Source organism: Maribacter taeanensis (assembly GCF_047345145.1).
GTDB lineage: Bacteria > Bacteroidota > Bacteroidia > Flavobacteriales > Flavobacteriaceae > Maribacter_C.
In genome coordinates, this window is the sequence record NZ_JBLFER010000005.1 from 104,044 (window position 1) to 120,140 (window position 16,097).

The window sequence follows — 16,097 nt, forward strand, 5'->3', positions numbered from 1 at the left end:
CTTATTCGTTTACTACTACTTTTTTATCTGGGTTATTTTGTATCATTTTTAGGTTGTCTAAAACGAATTCACCAAGATTTCGGCCTTGTTCTACACCCACCTCAACTGCAGACCTATAATGAATACCACCATACATTCTACTAATTGCAGCTTCGTCGGCAGCTGTTTTGAAAGATGTAAAGCTTCTAACGGGAAGTCCATACGCTACTTCAGTATCATCATCAAAACTAAAATCTTCACCAAAAATCTCCGTAAGTACTGTAGAAGCAGCACCAGAAACTACGCTATGACCACTTGAATATTCTGGAAAAGGGGGTGTCTGTAAAACAGGCTTCCAGTTCTCATCAATATGTTCGTTAATTAAGGTTTCAGGGCGAATAAGATTACTTCTGTATTTTTCATCCCAACAGCTAATGAAAGCATCAGCCATGGCTATAGAGGCTTTGGTATAGGCATAAAGTGTTTTGTCAAAATCACTATTTGTTTTTCTACTTGCAATTTTAGTAATACCAATCCAATGCGCACCAGGACTAATCTTCTTAGTGGCGAACATCAAGTGTCCACGAGTTACAGATACGTAAGGATTACAGTCCCAAAATTGCGCAATCTTGATCTCTTCTGATGTATCACCTTTGGCAGTGATTTGATTACTTATGTTATAAACTTCTTCTAGTTCATTAAAAAAAGCAGAACCTTTTTCAAGGGAAAACGGAGGAGGAGGAACTGGCTTGAACTGTGAGGCAGAATCAATCACAAAAGGACGTATTTTATTCCAATGGGGTTCAATGCCAGCCATATAAGCCGGTGGTGTTGGTTGCCATCTTTCAGGATTATCTATATCTACGGTGAACTTTGGCATGGTTCGCGTTTGATTGTAATTATCGGCATTCATCCATTGCGCTACATGCTCTGCTACTTCAATGCCGTAGACTTTAGAGTTGTCATAGAGAAGTGGATCTTTCTCCTCCCAGACTTTATAAAGACTATCTTGAAGAATTTGGATTTTATCCTCAGAAAAAATTAATTTTTTGCTAAGTTCCAAGTGAGCTACCATAGCGGAAACCTTATAGTTGATAGTGACAGACTTTTTGGGTTTTGGGATAGCTTTTAAATCTGTTAATTGATCAGCTAATGAAAGATATTCTGGATTTTCTAGTGCGATGATTTCGTAGGCGGCAATATTGGGGTATGCGAAAATTCGACTTGCTACCGGTGGTGAAAAAATATCGTGAATCATGATTTCGGTAACTTTATCTACGGAGGCATGCAAATCTTCCGCAGTAACCAGAATAGGTTCTGCTTTTTTTGCACAACACACACACAATGCTAGAGTAAAAAGTAGTATGTTGATCTTCTTCATCGTTCTTCTTTTACTTTGTTAGTTTGTAAACTTCTGCATCTTTATTGTGTACAGTCACAAGAAGGTAGGCTTGCTTATTTAGTGTAACTATATTCAAATGTCTTACTGATTTCTGAGCAAGATTTAGTCCAATAGTATGCGTCAAAATTACATTATTTTCGCTTTTTATTAATGCTCCAGGGAAAGAATCAAATCTCCCATGAAAAGGCTTTACGCCAAAATAATTACCAGCGGTAAGCACTTCCTCTTTTCCATCTTGGTCAAAATCATAAGATAGTAATGCCATAATAGGAGACACTTGCAATTGGTTTTCAAAAGGCACAAAAGTGTACTTTCCATTTTCATTACGTAAGAAACCTGATCTCAATTCAGATACTTCTAAAACCTTGGCCTTGCGCAATGCTTCTTTTCCAAAAATTTCATTGACCGTTTTTCCGGCGAAATCACTGTATTTAGTGAATTTCTTTTTGAGATACACCAATTGTTCTGCAAGTTGATCAAGATTCTCTAAGGTATAGTAATTTCCATTTTTCTCAATGGTCGTAATGGTTTCGGTTTGTCCGTTGTCGTCAAAATCTCCGTAATACATTTTCATTGGAGAACTCTCAGTAGCAATAAATTTGCTATTGGTACCCCAATTACCCAATACGTAATCAGTATCTCCGTCACCGTCTATATCAAAAGGCAATATGCTTTGCCATAATCCATTTAAGGTCTTATTAGTAATTTCTTTTTTGACTAATTCTCCATCTTTGTTTTTGAAGAAAGTAGGCGTCATCCATTCACCGATTACAATTAGGTCTTTAATTCCGTCTTCGTCAAAGTCATGCCAAATGGCATCGGTAACCATGCCCATATTTTGAAGATCTTTATTTTCTTTGATGGAAAAATTACCTTTTTTATTTTCTAATAAATAGGAATTTGGAAGTTTTCCGAAATCGTTCGATATCGATTGATTGCCTACGAATAGATCAAGATCGCCATCACCATCATAATCGTTAGCACTTAAAACGGATGCATTTTCGAAACTTTCGGGCAAAGCTTTGGTTTCAAAAACAGAATCTTTCTGCACATGATAGTTATTTAACAAAGGCTTCATCGTGTTAAAAAAATCTGCTCCTCCAGATCCCATTATTAAATCATTCTTGCCATCGCTGTTAAAGTCTGAGATTACCCCGACAACATCTTCTTTGATTGAATCTTTCGAAATAGCAGGCCTTTTTGTTGCTATGAACGTGGTGTCTTTTTGAACATAAATTTGTGGGGCAACTGACCTTGAACCTCCGAAGAAAATATCTTGTTCACCATCATTATCTAAATCTCCAACGGCCGTTGCAGGTCCTCGATCTCCTAGTTGATAAGGAATTAGCTTTTGGCGATTAAAATCTACGTAGTTATCTTCTTTGTGTGTAAAATTGATGCCTAAATTATTTTCAACATGTTCAAAAATGGCAGCCGATTTTAATCGGAGTGATTCATAATTAAAAGGCTTAGCATTGTTTTTGGTAATCGTAAGTGTTTGGTTAACTGTAATGTCTTTTAGAACTTGAAAAGTATTATCAGGCCAAACGATTTTGAGAGAATCAATCTTTTCAGATACAGCGTAACCAAAATGAATTATTGGTTCCGAAGAGGCTTGAAAACCACGTACGGTATACAGTTCTTTAAACTGCAAATTGCCGTTATGATAAGAGAATACCTTCGTGCCAATGCCTAGTTGATTTCCCTCTTTGAAATTGAACTTCAATTTCAGATAACCCGCTTTTGAGTTGGTTTTGTTTATGTATAAAGACGCTGTTTGATTGCTGTTATTGACTACCAAATCAAGATCACCATCTAGATCTAGATCAGCCAAGGCGGTGGCTCCTGATTTTAGAGTGTCTTTCGCAATCCAACTAGAAGATTTATCCTCAAATTTCAAATCATTACCTCCTTTAAAAATGAAATTGTGAATAGCGCCAGAAGGCATTAAATCCAATGCTTTTTGATCAACAAGCTTGGTGTTATTAATCTTAGTTTGGATTTGCTCATTGCTCAAAAAATTGATAAAATCAAGATCGTTGGGCCGCTTTTCAATTCCGTTTGAGATAAAAATATCTTGCTTACCATCTTGGTCGTAGTCTGCGAAAAGTGTGCTCCAACTCCAATCTGTGGCCGCTACTCCACTCAATAGTGCAGTCTCTAAAAAGGTGCCATTTTGTTGATTAATGTTGAGCGTGTTGCGTGTAAATTGATAATGATACCCAAATCGATTTATGCGCATTTTTTGGGTTTGGATATTATCATCTCCCTCTGAGGCCATTAATATTTTTTGGTCTTGAGGAAGCATATCGAGCGACATTAAATCGGGCCAACCGTCTCGATTGATATCGGCTACGTCATTACCCATAGAAAATCGGGTAGTATGACCAAAATACTGTCGAAGGCTTTCGGTGAAGGAACCATTACCGTTATTTAAATAGTAGTAATCATCCTCGTGAAAATCATTACCTACATAAATATCGGGATAACCATCTTGATTGAAATCTGAAACAGCAACACCTAATCCATAGCCATTAACCCCGCCATAAATGCCGGCATCTTCACTTACATCTACAAATTTTCCTCCATCGTTTCGAAGTAGTTTATCACCGGTTTGGTAATTTCTATTTTTTCGGGTTTTTGCATTTCCGTATGATTCTTGAGTATGTACTGCATGGTTCAAAAGATATATATCTAAATCGCCATCTAAATCATAATCCAAAAAAGCAGCAGAAGAACTGAAAGAGTCAAAATCGAGTCCGTACTCAGCTGCTCTTTCCGTAAAAGAACTATCTCCGTTGTTGATGTAAAGCTCATTAAAGCCGTTAAAGCCATTTATGCCCACAACTGCACATACATAAATATCAAGTAATCCATCTCCGTTTACGTCGCCCATTACCGCTCCTGTATTCCAAGTGCTGTTTCCAGAAATTCCTGCTTTATCTGAAATATCTTCAAATTTCAAATTGCCTTTATTTAGATAGAGTTTGTTTTTTACTTGATTCCCTGAAAAGAAAATATCAGGAAGCTCATCCCCATTAATATCACCCACAGCTACTCCACCGCCATTATAAAAATATAAGTAATCAAGAATGTTGGAATCTTCTGTCGATTTTAACGTATTCGCAAAGGTGATTCCTGTTTCCTCAGCAGATGGATTGGAAAACAAAGTGCCTTCTTTGTCATTGCAGCCAACAAGTAGAACAAACGCAAAAAAATAAATAACTCTTTTAGTCATCGAATGCGAATACTTTAGGTTTATTATTGTTTATTGCAGTGATCAGAAATGATTTTCCTTTTGAATCTTTAAATTGTGCAATATGCTTTACTTCGTCGCGAATATAAAATCCGCTTCTGTTGTAATCTTGCCATTCAAAGCCCATTTTACCATCACCAAGTAGTACATTGCCAAAGTTGGCATCTAGGCGAGAGTATTGTGGTTTAAACTCGAAATTATTTCCAGCCATTACCAAATCTAGATTGCCGTCATTATTCACATCGGTACATGTGATTCCGCAAATGCATGAAAGTTGAACACGATTTGGTAATTTCTTAATGGTGAATTTTCCGCCGCCTTCATTTATCGCAATTAGAGTCTCTGAAGTACCAGATTCTCTAACAATAGATTTTTCAAAAATTTCCTGAGGAAACAATTCACTAACAGTCTTTTTAGCATAAACCGATGCCTTTATATTTTGTTTTTTTAAGGCTGTAATTTGCTGAGTCATTTCTTGTTTTTGATGCAAAGGATAATCTTTTCCCTCTTGCCTTTGGGTAACGATCTGTTCAAGAGTTCCGTTGTTATCGTAATCGTTGATCCATATTTTCATTGGATTTTCCGCGGTTGGTTTGTAATGCAGATTGCTTCCTTGATTACCGAGAACAAGATCATTATCTCCGTCATTATCTAAATCTGCTGCCGCAATTGCATTCCACCAACCTGATAAACTATCCAATGTGGTTGGTGTTTTGACAAGTCGACGTCCAGAATTTTTATAGATGTTGGTGGTGCCCCATTCTGAAACCGTAACCAAATCCTTTTTACTATCTCCATCCATATCTTTCCAGATAGAACTTGTAATCATTCCAGCATTTTTTAAATCGTACGCAAAACGCTCTGTAACATCTTCAAAAGTTCCATCACCATTGTTGGTTAAAAAAAGATGGTTTGGATCGAGACCGTAAGTGCCTACAATACTTCTAGAACCAATGAATACATCAACATCGCCATCATTATCAAAATCATGAGGTGCTATGGTCGAAATATTCTTGTAGGTTGATGGCAATTGTTCACTTGATTTTGTAAATCTACCTTTACCATTGTTCAAGTAGAGTCGGCTTTTATAATTCTTCTCTTCGCCTACTTGATTTCCACCAGAGCCTACAATAAGATCTAAATCGGAATCGCCGTCAGCATCGAAAAAAGCGGCTGCTGTATCTTCGTAGTCGGCATCTTCGTCAAATATATTTTGAGGAATTAATGTCAATTTGCCATTGCCTACATGTTTATAAATGTTTCCGGAAAGTCCTTTGGCGCCTCCTATAAATATATCTTCATTGCCATCCGCATCAATATCACCAACAGCCAACGAAGGTCCTTCTTGCGAAAGTGTTTTGTAGATGAGGCCCTCATAGTCGAAATCATTATAGTTGTTTTCTTTGTGGGCTACAAGGCTATTATTTTCAATTTCTTGCAGCAAGGTTTTTTTGTTCTCAACTTTCCAAGGATTATGAGTTTTATCTGAAACCTCATGCTTAAAACTCAAGGTCTGGTTTGCTTTTACAGCTACCAACTTCTGTGATCGGTTATCGGGCCAAATCACTCTAAGAGAGTCTATTGTTGTTTTGTCTCCTAAACCAATAGTCATGGTATAATCCATGGAAGATTGAAATCCTCTTGATGGAATTTGCTCTTGCATTACAGTTTCATCATCGTAGTACAACAAAACTGTAGAACCAACTGCAAATTTGTTTTTCTCGGCTCCTTCTAATTTGATCTTAAGATAGTTGTTGTCAGTCATTTCATTAGTTCGATTTTCGTAAATGAACGCCTGCATGTTGACATTGTTTACAACAAGTTCTAAGTCACCATCATTATCAAGATCTCCGTAAGCAGCTCCGTTGGACATGCTTGGTAGTTCAAACCCCCATTCTTTGTTTGCATTTGAAAAGGTGATATCACCATTATTTCGATACGCGTAGTTAGGCTGAGGGCGAACAGGCATTTTTGCGATGATAGAATCGATAGATTCTTTTCTTCCAGTAAGTGCCATCTTTTGAATAATTTCATTAGCAAAAAAATCAACAAAATCTAAATCGGTAAGATCATGATTAATGCCATTTGTGATATAAATATCGCGTAAACCATCATTATCCATATCAACCAATAGACCGGCCCAACTCCAATCTGTTGCATCAACACCACTGAAATATGCTATTTCGGAAAATGACCCGTTTCCATTGTTGAGTTGTAATGTATTTTGAATGTATTGCTGGTAGAAATCTTTACTTTGTTTCAGCTTAAAGACATTGTAACCTTCAAATTCCATTACGGCCTTCACACGTTCGTCGGCTTCAGGAAGCATATCGGTGATAAATATCTCTGAATTTCCATCATTGTTGATATCGGCAATATCAATTCCCATAGCGGAAAGCGAGAGATGTTGCGTATAGTTTTTAATTTCTTCTTTAAAGGTTCCGTCTTGGTTGTTGATGTATAGATAATCTCGTTCATAAAAATCATTGGAAACATAAAGATCAGGATATTGATCTTTATTGATATCAGTCACCATAACACCTAGACCGAAGCCGATAAGGCTTCCGTAAATTCCTGCATCTTCGCTGACGTCAACGAATTTACCATCATCATTGCGGAGTAGCATATCACCAACACCTTTGAAAATATCAGGAACTCCCTCCCAATCTTGAGCGCGAACATGACGTTGTTCTGCATAACCCAAACTACTGACAGGAATATTACTGTTGTTCAAAATATAGGCATCTAAATCACCATCTTTATCATAATCAAAAAATGTAGCGTGTGTCGAAAACCCTGTTTTCGCAAGGTTGTATTCATGCGCTTTCTCTGTAAAAGTCAGGTCACCGTTGTTGATATACAAATCATTATCATGATTGTTACCTTTTAAATTGCCTGCATTACTGACATAGATATCTAAAAGGCCATCGGCATTTATATCTACCATATTGACTCCTGTGGACCATGGTTTACTACCTTCAATACCTGCACTTGCTGAAATATCTTCGAATTTGAGGTTGCCCTTATTTAGGTAAAGTTTATTTGGCACCATATTACCCGTCATATAGATATCCGCTAAGCCATCATTATTAATGTCTCCAATGGCTACACCGCCACCATTATAGAAGTTGCGGTATTTGAAGATGTTGAAGTTTTTTTGATTTTCAATCTTGTTGATAAAATCAATACCAGTAGCTTCGGGAGGGAGCAGTTTAAACAATGTTACAGTTTCTTCGGAAATTTCTTGGTTTTCATTTTGAGTACAAGAATTGAAAAGAATAGCAGAGAAGAAAAGGAAACATATTTTTTTAAAAAAAGTACATATCATAGGTCTCATTCATCATTTTTTAAAAGAAAAATAGGTGTGTCGTTGTTAATAGTGACTATATAGTGTTTCTTGTTTTTTATAATTATTGATTTGATTCTTCTAGCGGGTCCTGACACGCCAATTTCTACTTCCGAATCCCATATAAAATCTCCGCTTTTAGCGTATTTCAAAAGTACACCGTGTGAGGCGTCCATCCTACCTAATTGAGTGCTAATTTCATAGTTATTGCCTACTAAAAGTATATCGCTAAAACCATCATTATCAAAGTCTTCCGATGCAATATCATGAACATTTGAATTTTGAGCAATAAGAGGGAGTTTTTTACCTAAAAATTCACCTTGCCCATTATTTTCAAAATACATACTTGCCAGCTCAAAGACTTGTTTTTTATTTGCTGCATCGATCTTTTCTTTGGAGAATAGATCTTCAAGAGTTGCGTTTGCGAAACTTTTATAAGACAGGAATTTCTTATTTAAACTAGGCAATTGCTTCACCAATGCTTCTTTGGATGCAAATGGAATTTCCCTGTCTTCTTTGAAGTAAGTCACTACTGGGTCGTTGGTGCCATTCATATCATAATCATAGTTGTAAATCGTTATTGGTTCGGTTAAGGAAGCCTGAAATTTGCTGTTGAGCCCCCAATTACCTGCAATAAAATCGATATCACCATCTTTATCAAAATCAGTTGTCAAGATGCAGTTCCACAAACCATGAGTGTTCTGCAAATTGTTGTTTTTTTGAAGTTTAAAGGAGCTACCATCGTTATAAAAAATAGATATCGGCATCCAATGTCCGACGAGTATTAAATCTTTGAACCCATTATTGTCTAAATCGATCCATGCTGCATCTTTCACGTTTCCAATTAATTGAAAATCTTTAGAAATGACTTTGGAGATGTCCTTAAAATTTCCTTTTCCATCGTTTTGAAAAAGATACTGTTTTGGACTTTCGCTAAATTGCCAAGGTACGTGATCCGATGTTATTAAAACATCGATATGCCCATCATTATTAAAATCTTCAGCTAACACCTTTGAGGCGTTGACCTCCAGATTATTAAATTGTAAGGTGTCTTTCGTGAAACTTCCATTGGCATTAATATAGAGCTTTGGGTGTAATGGTTTACCTGATTTAAATTCATTTCCTCCACTTACCACCAGTAAGTCTTTATCGTCGTCATTATCCATATCAAAAAAAACATGAGCGGTATCCTCACTTTTAGCGTCCTCTAGAAAAAGATCATTTTGGGCCTCTCCAAATTCGCCGAAATCTTTTTGTAAATAAAGTCGTGAAGCTTGACCTTTTGCACCGCCAATAAAAAAATCATCAAGGCCATCATTGTTTAAGTCGGATACTGAAATATCTGGCCCTTCATTAGTATTTGCCCATGGCACCAGAGGGTCTCTTAAAAACTCTATTGAAGTTCGATCATTGTGTTCAAATGAAATTACAGAATCAATTTTAGTAAAACTGTTCTTTTTCTTTGCCTTACTATCGTAAGTGTGCAAATTTGTAGCCTCGGCGACCTTCATAGTAAGTGTTTGGTCAACTGAAACCTGTGATAAAGTTTGGCAGAAGCCATTTGGCCAGATTACTTTTAAAGAATCTAAAGAACTCATTTCGCCCAGGCCCAAATGCACTATAGGAGGAGTGGCCGAGAGATATCCTCTGGTTGTAAAATTTTCTTGATATATTTTTTTATTAGAAGTATAGCCTATAATTTTTGCGCCATAACCAAAAGGATTCTGTTTGGTGCCTTCAAAATTGATATCTAAATAATGCTGTTTTGTAGCTGAGACATCTTGATTTTCTAATATAAACGCCTTCTCGTTTACGTTATTTATGACAAGATCAAGGTCGCCGTCATTATCTAAATCGGCATAGGCGCAGCCGTTGCTAAATGTAGGTTCTTCACTAAACCATTGTTTTGTAGTATCCTCGAATTGTAAGTTTCTAAGATTTTTGAAAAAATAATTAGGGACTTTCGTTTCAGGGATTTTTTTGATCAATTCCAAATCTTGTTCAGACATTCCCTTATCTATCTTTTTTTGAATGAGATCGTTCGAAATGAATTGAATAAAATCCATATTGTTGGTGGCGCCCTTAATTCCGTTGGAGACAAAAATATCTTTGTAACCATCATTATCGAAATCAGCAAGTAATCCGCCCCAAGACCATTCTGTAGCAGATATTCCAGACAAATGAGCTATCTCGCTAAATGAAGTATTCCCTAAATTCAGGTGAAGCGTATTTTGCATGTATTGAGGCGCATACCCGTTCTTCAAATAATTCTCATAAGTAGAGTAGGGAAACTCCAATCCTGAAGTTTTATAAGTTTCAGGGTTTCTTGGCAGCATATCCATTGACAGAATATCAGTAAGGCCATCATTATTAATATCGGCAATATCATTGCCCATGGAATAATGTGAAGTATGTCCTAGTTTTTTTGAATCGGAGGAAATAATCTCCTTAAAAGTTCCATTTTTTTGATTGATGTACAGATAATCATTTTCATAAAAATCATTCCCAACATAAATATCTGGATATCCGTCGGTATTGACATCACTGATGCCGAGACCCAGACCATAGCCTATTTTTCCTTGAAAAATGTTCGCCTCATACGAAACATCGACAAACATCTTATCATCATTCCTAAAAAGGATATCGCCCGATTTTGGGTCGTATCCATTTCGTAGTGAACCACTTCCATAGGAGTTATTGGGATGCACAGAGTGGTTCAATAAATACATATCTAAATCGCCGTCTAAGTCATAATCAAAAAATGCTGCTTGCGTTGAAAGTCCTGCAAAATCCAAACCATAACTGGCTGCATCTTCCTTAAAGGTTGGTACACCATCGCTATTTGAACCTTGATTGATGTAAAGTAGATTTTTCCCTTTTAATGCCCTATAGCCAGAGGCCTTACATACATAAATATCTAATAATCCATCTGAATTTATGTCGACATGTGTAACCCCAGTAGACCAAGTGTTGAGGTCTTGAATATTAGCTTCAGTAGTAACATCCTTGAATTTGAGTTTACCTTGGTTTAAATAAAGTTTATCAAAACCTTGATTGGAAGTGAAATATAGATCTGCTAAGCCATCATTGTTGAAATCTGCTATTGCGACTCCAGCGCCATTGTAATAGTACAAATAGGTCAGAATGTTTAGTTCTGTACTGGGAATAAGCTCGTTTTTGAATTCAACGCCAGTTACAGAAGAATCTAGCTTTCGAAATCGTTTTAGTTCGCTTTTGGTGCAGGAAAGAAAGAGAAAAAACACAGCTATAAAAATACCAAAACCGCTTTTCATAATTCACCGAAGAATAACACGCAATATACGTAATCTTTGATGAAGCGAGAAGTTGCGAAAGTTAATCTTTATAGACTAAATGCTACAATTTTCTAACTAGAATACATTTTTAGCATATGTAGTGTTAGTATATAGTTTTAGATGTGCTTTCTCTAAAGAAAATCCAATATATTTAGAGAAATAATCAAACCAAGTTTATTCTAATGTTAGGAATCATTTCGTTTTTAGGATTTACCATTTTAGTAGCGGTAATTGCATATCTATCAACAAGGAAAACCAATGAAAAATCCTCCGATGGATATTTCTTGGGAGGACGAAGCCTAACGGCAGGTGTTATTGCAGGTTCATTGTTGTTGACAAACCTTTCTACCGAGCAAATCGTGGGGCTAAATGGTGATGCCTATCGAGATGGTATTTTGGTAATGGCTTGGGAAACTTTGGCAGCCATTGCCATGGTAATTTGTGCAATTTATCTCTTGCCGAGATATTTAAAAGGTGGTATTAGTACAATTCCGACATATTTGGAAAGAAGGTTTGATACAACTACTAAGGCCTTGACCTCTGGTTTGTTTTTGAGTGGTTATGCTATCGTTCTTCTGCCTATTGTTTTGTATTCGGGTTCTTTAGCGATCAGTGGAATGTTTAATTTGCCAGGTAAATTGGGGATTTCTGAATGGGCTTCTATTTGGGTTTGTGTTTGGAGTATTGGAGTCATTGGTAGTATTTATGCCATTTTCGGAGGACTTAAAGCAGTTGCAGTATCGGATAGTATAAATGCTATTGGACTACTAATAGGAGGTCTTTTAATTCCTGTTTTTGGACTGTTGGCGATTAGTGATGACAATAGTATTCTAGGGGGAATCACAAAATTGACTACAGAGCATCCAGAAAAATTCAATGCTATTGGTTCTGATACTTCAAGTATCCCTTTTCATACCATTTTTACGGGAATGGTCTTGGTGCAGTTGTTTTATTGGGGAAGCAATCAACAGATAATTCAACGCGCTCTTGGCGCAAAGAATTTAGCTGAAGGCCAAAAGGGATTGATGCTAGCAGCTTTTTTTAAAATATTAGGTCCGATAATTGTGGTTTTGCCCGGTATCATTGCATTTCACATGTTTGACGGTCAATTGGAACGGCCAGATCAAGCCTACCCGAAATTGGTAGCTCAAGTATTGCCGGCAGGTTTTGTTGGCTTCTTTGCAGCGGTACTTTTTGGAGCTATTTTGAGTTCTTTTAATAGTGCTCTAAATAGCTGTGTTACGCTTTTTGGAATAGACATTTATAAAGAATACATTGACAAAGAGGCACCGGAAGAAAAGGTAGTTGCATATGGCAAACGATTTGGAATCGGATTGGCTCTTTTCGCAATGGTTTTGGCGCCATTTCTGTACTACGCTTCGGATGGTCTTTTTGGATATTTACAGCAAGTAAACGGAGCATATAGTGTTCCTATTTTGACGGCAATTGTTGTTGGCTTCTTGTCAAAGCGTGTTCCAGCTATTGCCGCAAAAGCAGGGATTATTTTTGCTTTCGTTCTATATGTAGCCTATATTATTTTATCAAGAGGATTTGGGATAGAATGGTTACCCCACATGCTGGATATGCAGGCGATTACTTGCGTGGGGACTGTTGTTTTAATGCTTGTTATTGGAATGATTAAGCCAAGGGAAACTGATTACATACAGCAGTATACAAATGACGTGGATATTACGAATTGGAAGTATGTAAAACCTGTTGGTGTTATAATTACTTTAGTGGTAGTAAGCACTTACATAATTTTTAGATAAGCGCTAATCTAAAGTATTAGAATTAAAAAAAACGACCCTCAAAAGGGCCGGTTTTTTTAAATGTTGCTTGAGCAAAGTAATCAATTACTCTTCTCTAAATATATTGATTCACAATATTTTCAAACAATTCTTGCTTTCCACTTTGTAGTTCAAGTTCACCGTTCTCTTTGGCAATTTCATATAAAGCTTTAAAGTCCAATTTTCCATCTTCGAAATCTTTTCCTTTTCCTGAATCAAACGAGCTGTATCTTTTTTCGCGAAGAGAATCATATGGAGAAGCAGAAATGATTTTGTCCGCAACCAATAAGGCTCTGGCAAAAGTATCTGCACCTCCAATATGTGCGTGGAAAACATCATCCATATCTGTGGAATTCCTTCTAATTTTGGCATCAAAGTTAATACCACCTCCTTGCAATCCTCCGGCTTTAAGGAATACCAGCATTGCCTCAGTAACTTCTGTAATATTATTTGGAAATTGATCGGTATCCCAACCATTCTGATAATCACCCCGGTTGGCATCTATACTTCCTAACATTCCGTGTGCAGCAGCTATTTCTAATTCGTGCTGCATAGTATGACTTGCCAAGGTAGCATGGTTAACTTCGATATTGAGCTTAAAATCATCTTGTAATCCATATTGATGTAAAAAACCAACGACGGTTGCACAATCGAAATCATATTGGTGCTTCATCGGCTCCATAGGTTTTGGTTCAATAAAGAAATTTCCCTTAAAACCATGGGCTCTTGCGTAGTCTCTTGCCATTCCTAAGAACCTTCCCATATGGTCTAGTTCTCGTTTCATATCAGTATTCAAAAGTGACATATAACCTTCACGACCTCCCCAGAAAACATAATTTTCACCACCCATTTCTATGGTAGCATCTAGAGCTAATTTTATTTGTCCGCCTGCTCGAGCAAGAACATTAAAATCAGGGTTTGTTGAAGCTCCGTTCATATAACGTGGATTGGAAAAGCAGTTTGCTGTACCCCATAATAATTTAACGCCTGATTCTGCTTTCTTTTCTTTGATGTAGTCGACAATAGTAGCTAGTCTTTTTTCTGATTCCGCGAAGGTTGGGGCTTCATGTATTAAATCAAAATCATGAAAACAGAAATAATCAAAACCCATTTTGGTAATGAATTCAAAAGCAGCATCAGCCTTTTCTTTGGCTGCTTCAACAGCATCAGTAGGTTTATCCCAAGGAAAGTTTTGTGTGCCAGGTCCGAATGGATCTGCTCCTTGTCCGCAGAATGTATGCCAGTAAGCAATAGCAAATTTAAAATGCTCACGCATGGTTTTGCCTGCTACAATTTGATCAGCATTATAATATTTAAAGGCTAAAGGATTATCTGAATCTTTGCCTTCGAATTTAATTTCACCGATTCCTTTAAAATATTCCTTATCTCCTATGATCGCCATATTAGTTGTTTTTTAAAAATTGTTTTAATTTATTTTTCCAATTTTGATACGCCTTATGGTAAGCTTCTTTTTTATCAGAAGGTTTAAAACCCATAACATGGTCATTATCCATCATTTGTTTGCCGAAAGTGTCGAAATCACCTTTATGTAATTGACAAGCCCGGGCAGCACCTATTGCTCCTGTTGTATTGTAAATTTCTATCTCTTGTCCGATTAGGGTTGCTATTGTATTTGAGAAAATATCAGAACGAAAAAGGTTGTCATTTCCTACTCGAATTACTTTTGGTGTAATTCCATCTGAGGTCATGATTTCCATTCCATATACAAAAGAAAACGCGATGCCTTCTAGTGCAGCCCTGCAAAGATGTGCTTTGGTATGGTTGTTTAAGTTAACATCTGATAGTTGAGTGCCTATTATTTTGTTGTCTAACATACGCTCAGAGCCATTGCCGAAAGGATGAATCATAACTCCATCGCAACCAATAGGTATTGAGACGGCCAGTTCATTCATTTCATCATAAGACGACACTTTTAAATTGTTTAATAGCCATCGGTATTGAATGCCAGCTCCATTAATACATAAAAGTTTGCCAATTCGAGGTTTTGCTTTGTTGTAATTGACATGTGCAAAATTATTAACACGTGAACTTTCCTTAACGGAAAGGTTATCCGTTATAGCGTATACAACACCAGAGGTCCCTCCAGTCGCGGCAACTTCACCAGGATTGAATACACTTAAAGACAAGGCATTGTTTGGTTGATCACCTGCACGATATAAAATAGGTGTGTTAATTGCCAAACCTGATTCTGAAGCTCCTTTTTGCGAAACTTTCCCTTGTATTGAAAAAGTATTCTTTATTTCAGGGACAAATTCTTTGTTGATTCCATAATGTTCTAGTAGCCAATCAGCGATTGAATTTTGTTTGAAATCCCAAAAAATCCCTTCTGATAAACCTGAAATTGTAGAACAGATTTCACCTCCTAATTTATAAGCGATATAATCACCAGGCAGCATGAATTTATAAATCTTATTATATACTTCAGGTTCATTTTCTTTTACCCATTTTAGTTTCGAAGCTGTGAAATTTCCCGGGGAGTTTAGTAGTTGCTCAGCACACTTCTCTTGACCTAAATCATTAAAGGCTTTTTGGCCAATCTCAACGGCACGACTATCACACCAGATGATAGAATCTCGTAAAGGGTTTCCGCGTTTATCTACCACCACTAAACCATGCATTTGATATGAAATTCCAATTCCCGTTATACTCTCCGCTTTGATGTTATTCTCCTTTAATAGTCTTTTCGTCGCATTACAAATATAAAGCCACCAGGTATCAGGGTCTTGTTCTGCCCAGCCATTTTGAACGGCTTTCATTTCCATTTCTATTTTAGGCTCACTAGTTAAAGCAACGGTTTTTCCACTTGAAATAGTGACAAGTGCCGCTTTAATTGAAGAACTTCCGATATCATATCCGATCGAATACATTTATTCCTTTTGAGATAGGTTGAAAAGACAAGTTATTGTTTTTGTTTTGATTGACAAATAGCCCAACAAAAAAAGCCCCGATGAAATTTCATCAGGGCTTTTTAGACACTTAAAAATGTATATCC

Annotated in this window: 7 protein-coding genes; 1 reads left to right on the forward strand and 6 read right to left on the reverse strand. The window is 36.8% G+C overall.

Going from position 1 to position 16,097, the window contains the following annotated elements:
- Position 1: 1 nt before the first annotated feature.
- The 4 genes from ACKWCD_RS15470 to ACKWCD_RS15485 are packed head-to-tail and all read right to left on the reverse strand — an operon-like array spanning position 2 to position 11,276.
- Positions 2-1,360, reverse strand: a complete 1,359-nt coding sequence (locus tag ACKWCD_RS15470; protein WP_413984861.1) for a vanadium-dependent haloperoxidase — start codon at positions 1,358-1,360, stop codon at positions 2-4.
- A gap of 10 nt (positions 1,361-1,370) precedes the next feature.
- Positions 1,371-4,619 (reverse strand): VCBS repeat-containing protein, encoded by a 3,249-nt coding sequence (locus tag ACKWCD_RS15475; protein WP_413984862.1) that lies wholly within the window; start codon positions 4,617-4,619, stop codon positions 1,371-1,373.
- Positions 4,612-7,965, reverse strand: coding sequence for a VCBS repeat-containing protein (locus tag ACKWCD_RS15480; protein ID WP_413985055.1), 3,354 nt, complete (start codon positions 7,963-7,965; stop codon positions 4,612-4,614). The genes ACKWCD_RS15475 and ACKWCD_RS15480 overlap by 8 nt, the downstream gene beginning before the upstream one ends.
- A gap of 5 nt (positions 7,966-7,970) precedes the next feature.
- Entirely contained in the window at positions 7,971-11,276 is a 3,306-nt protein-coding gene (locus tag ACKWCD_RS15485) for a VCBS repeat-containing protein (protein ID WP_413984863.1), read from the reverse strand.
- Between the two features lie 203 nt (positions 11,277-11,479).
- Here ACKWCD_RS15485 and ACKWCD_RS15490 point away from each other — a divergent pair, with 203 nt between their 5' ends.
- A complete protein-coding gene (locus tag ACKWCD_RS15490; protein WP_413984864.1) occupies positions 11,480-13,066 on the forward strand; it encodes a solute:sodium symporter family transporter in 1,587 nt (528 codons plus the stop codon).
- A 94-nt stretch (positions 13,067-13,160) separates the two neighbouring features.
- Here ACKWCD_RS15490 and xylA read toward each other — a convergent pair whose 3' ends face one another.
- Together xylA and ACKWCD_RS15500 are read right to left on the reverse strand one after the other, a co-directional pair.
- Positions 13,161-14,486 carry a xylose isomerase gene (xylA, locus tag ACKWCD_RS15495; protein WP_413984865.1) on the reverse strand — a complete coding sequence of 442 codons (1,326 nt, stop codon included), beginning with the start codon at positions 14,484-14,486 and terminating at the stop codon, positions 13,161-13,163.
- A gap of 1 nt (position 14,487) precedes the next feature.
- Positions 14,488-15,972 (reverse strand): xylulokinase, encoded by a 1,485-nt coding sequence (locus tag ACKWCD_RS15500; protein WP_413984866.1) that lies wholly within the window; start codon positions 15,970-15,972, stop codon positions 14,488-14,490.
- Positions 15,973-16,097 lie beyond the last annotated feature (125 nt).

What these genes read in the sequence shown, in the direction of transcription:
- ACKWCD_RS15470 (WP_413984861.1), bottom strand. Translation starts at nt 1,360, where the DNA reads ATGAAGAAGATCAACATACTACTTTTTACTCTAGCATTGTGTGTGTGT.
- ACKWCD_RS15475 (WP_413984862.1), bottom strand. Translation starts at nt 4,619, where the DNA reads ATGACTAAAAGAGTTATTTATTTTTTTGCGTTTGTTCTACTTGTTGGC.
- ACKWCD_RS15480 (WP_413985055.1), bottom strand. Translation starts at nt 7,965, where the DNA reads ATGATATGTACTTTTTTTAAAAAAATATGTTTCCTTTTCTTCTCTGCT.
- ACKWCD_RS15485 (WP_413984863.1), bottom strand. Translation starts at nt 11,276, where the DNA reads ATGAAAAGCGGTTTTGGTATTTTTATAGCTGTGTTTTTTCTCTTTCTT.
- ACKWCD_RS15490 (WP_413984864.1), top strand. Translation starts at nt 11,480, where the DNA reads ATGTTAGGAATCATTTCGTTTTTAGGATTTACCATTTTAGTAGCGGTA.
- xylA (WP_413984865.1), bottom strand. Translation starts at nt 14,486, where the DNA reads ATGGCGATCATAGGAGATAAGGAATATTTTAAAGGAATCGGTGAAATT.
- ACKWCD_RS15500 (WP_413984866.1), bottom strand. Translation starts at nt 15,972, where the DNA reads ATGTATTCGATCGGATATGATATCGGAAGTTCTTCAATTAAAGCGGCA.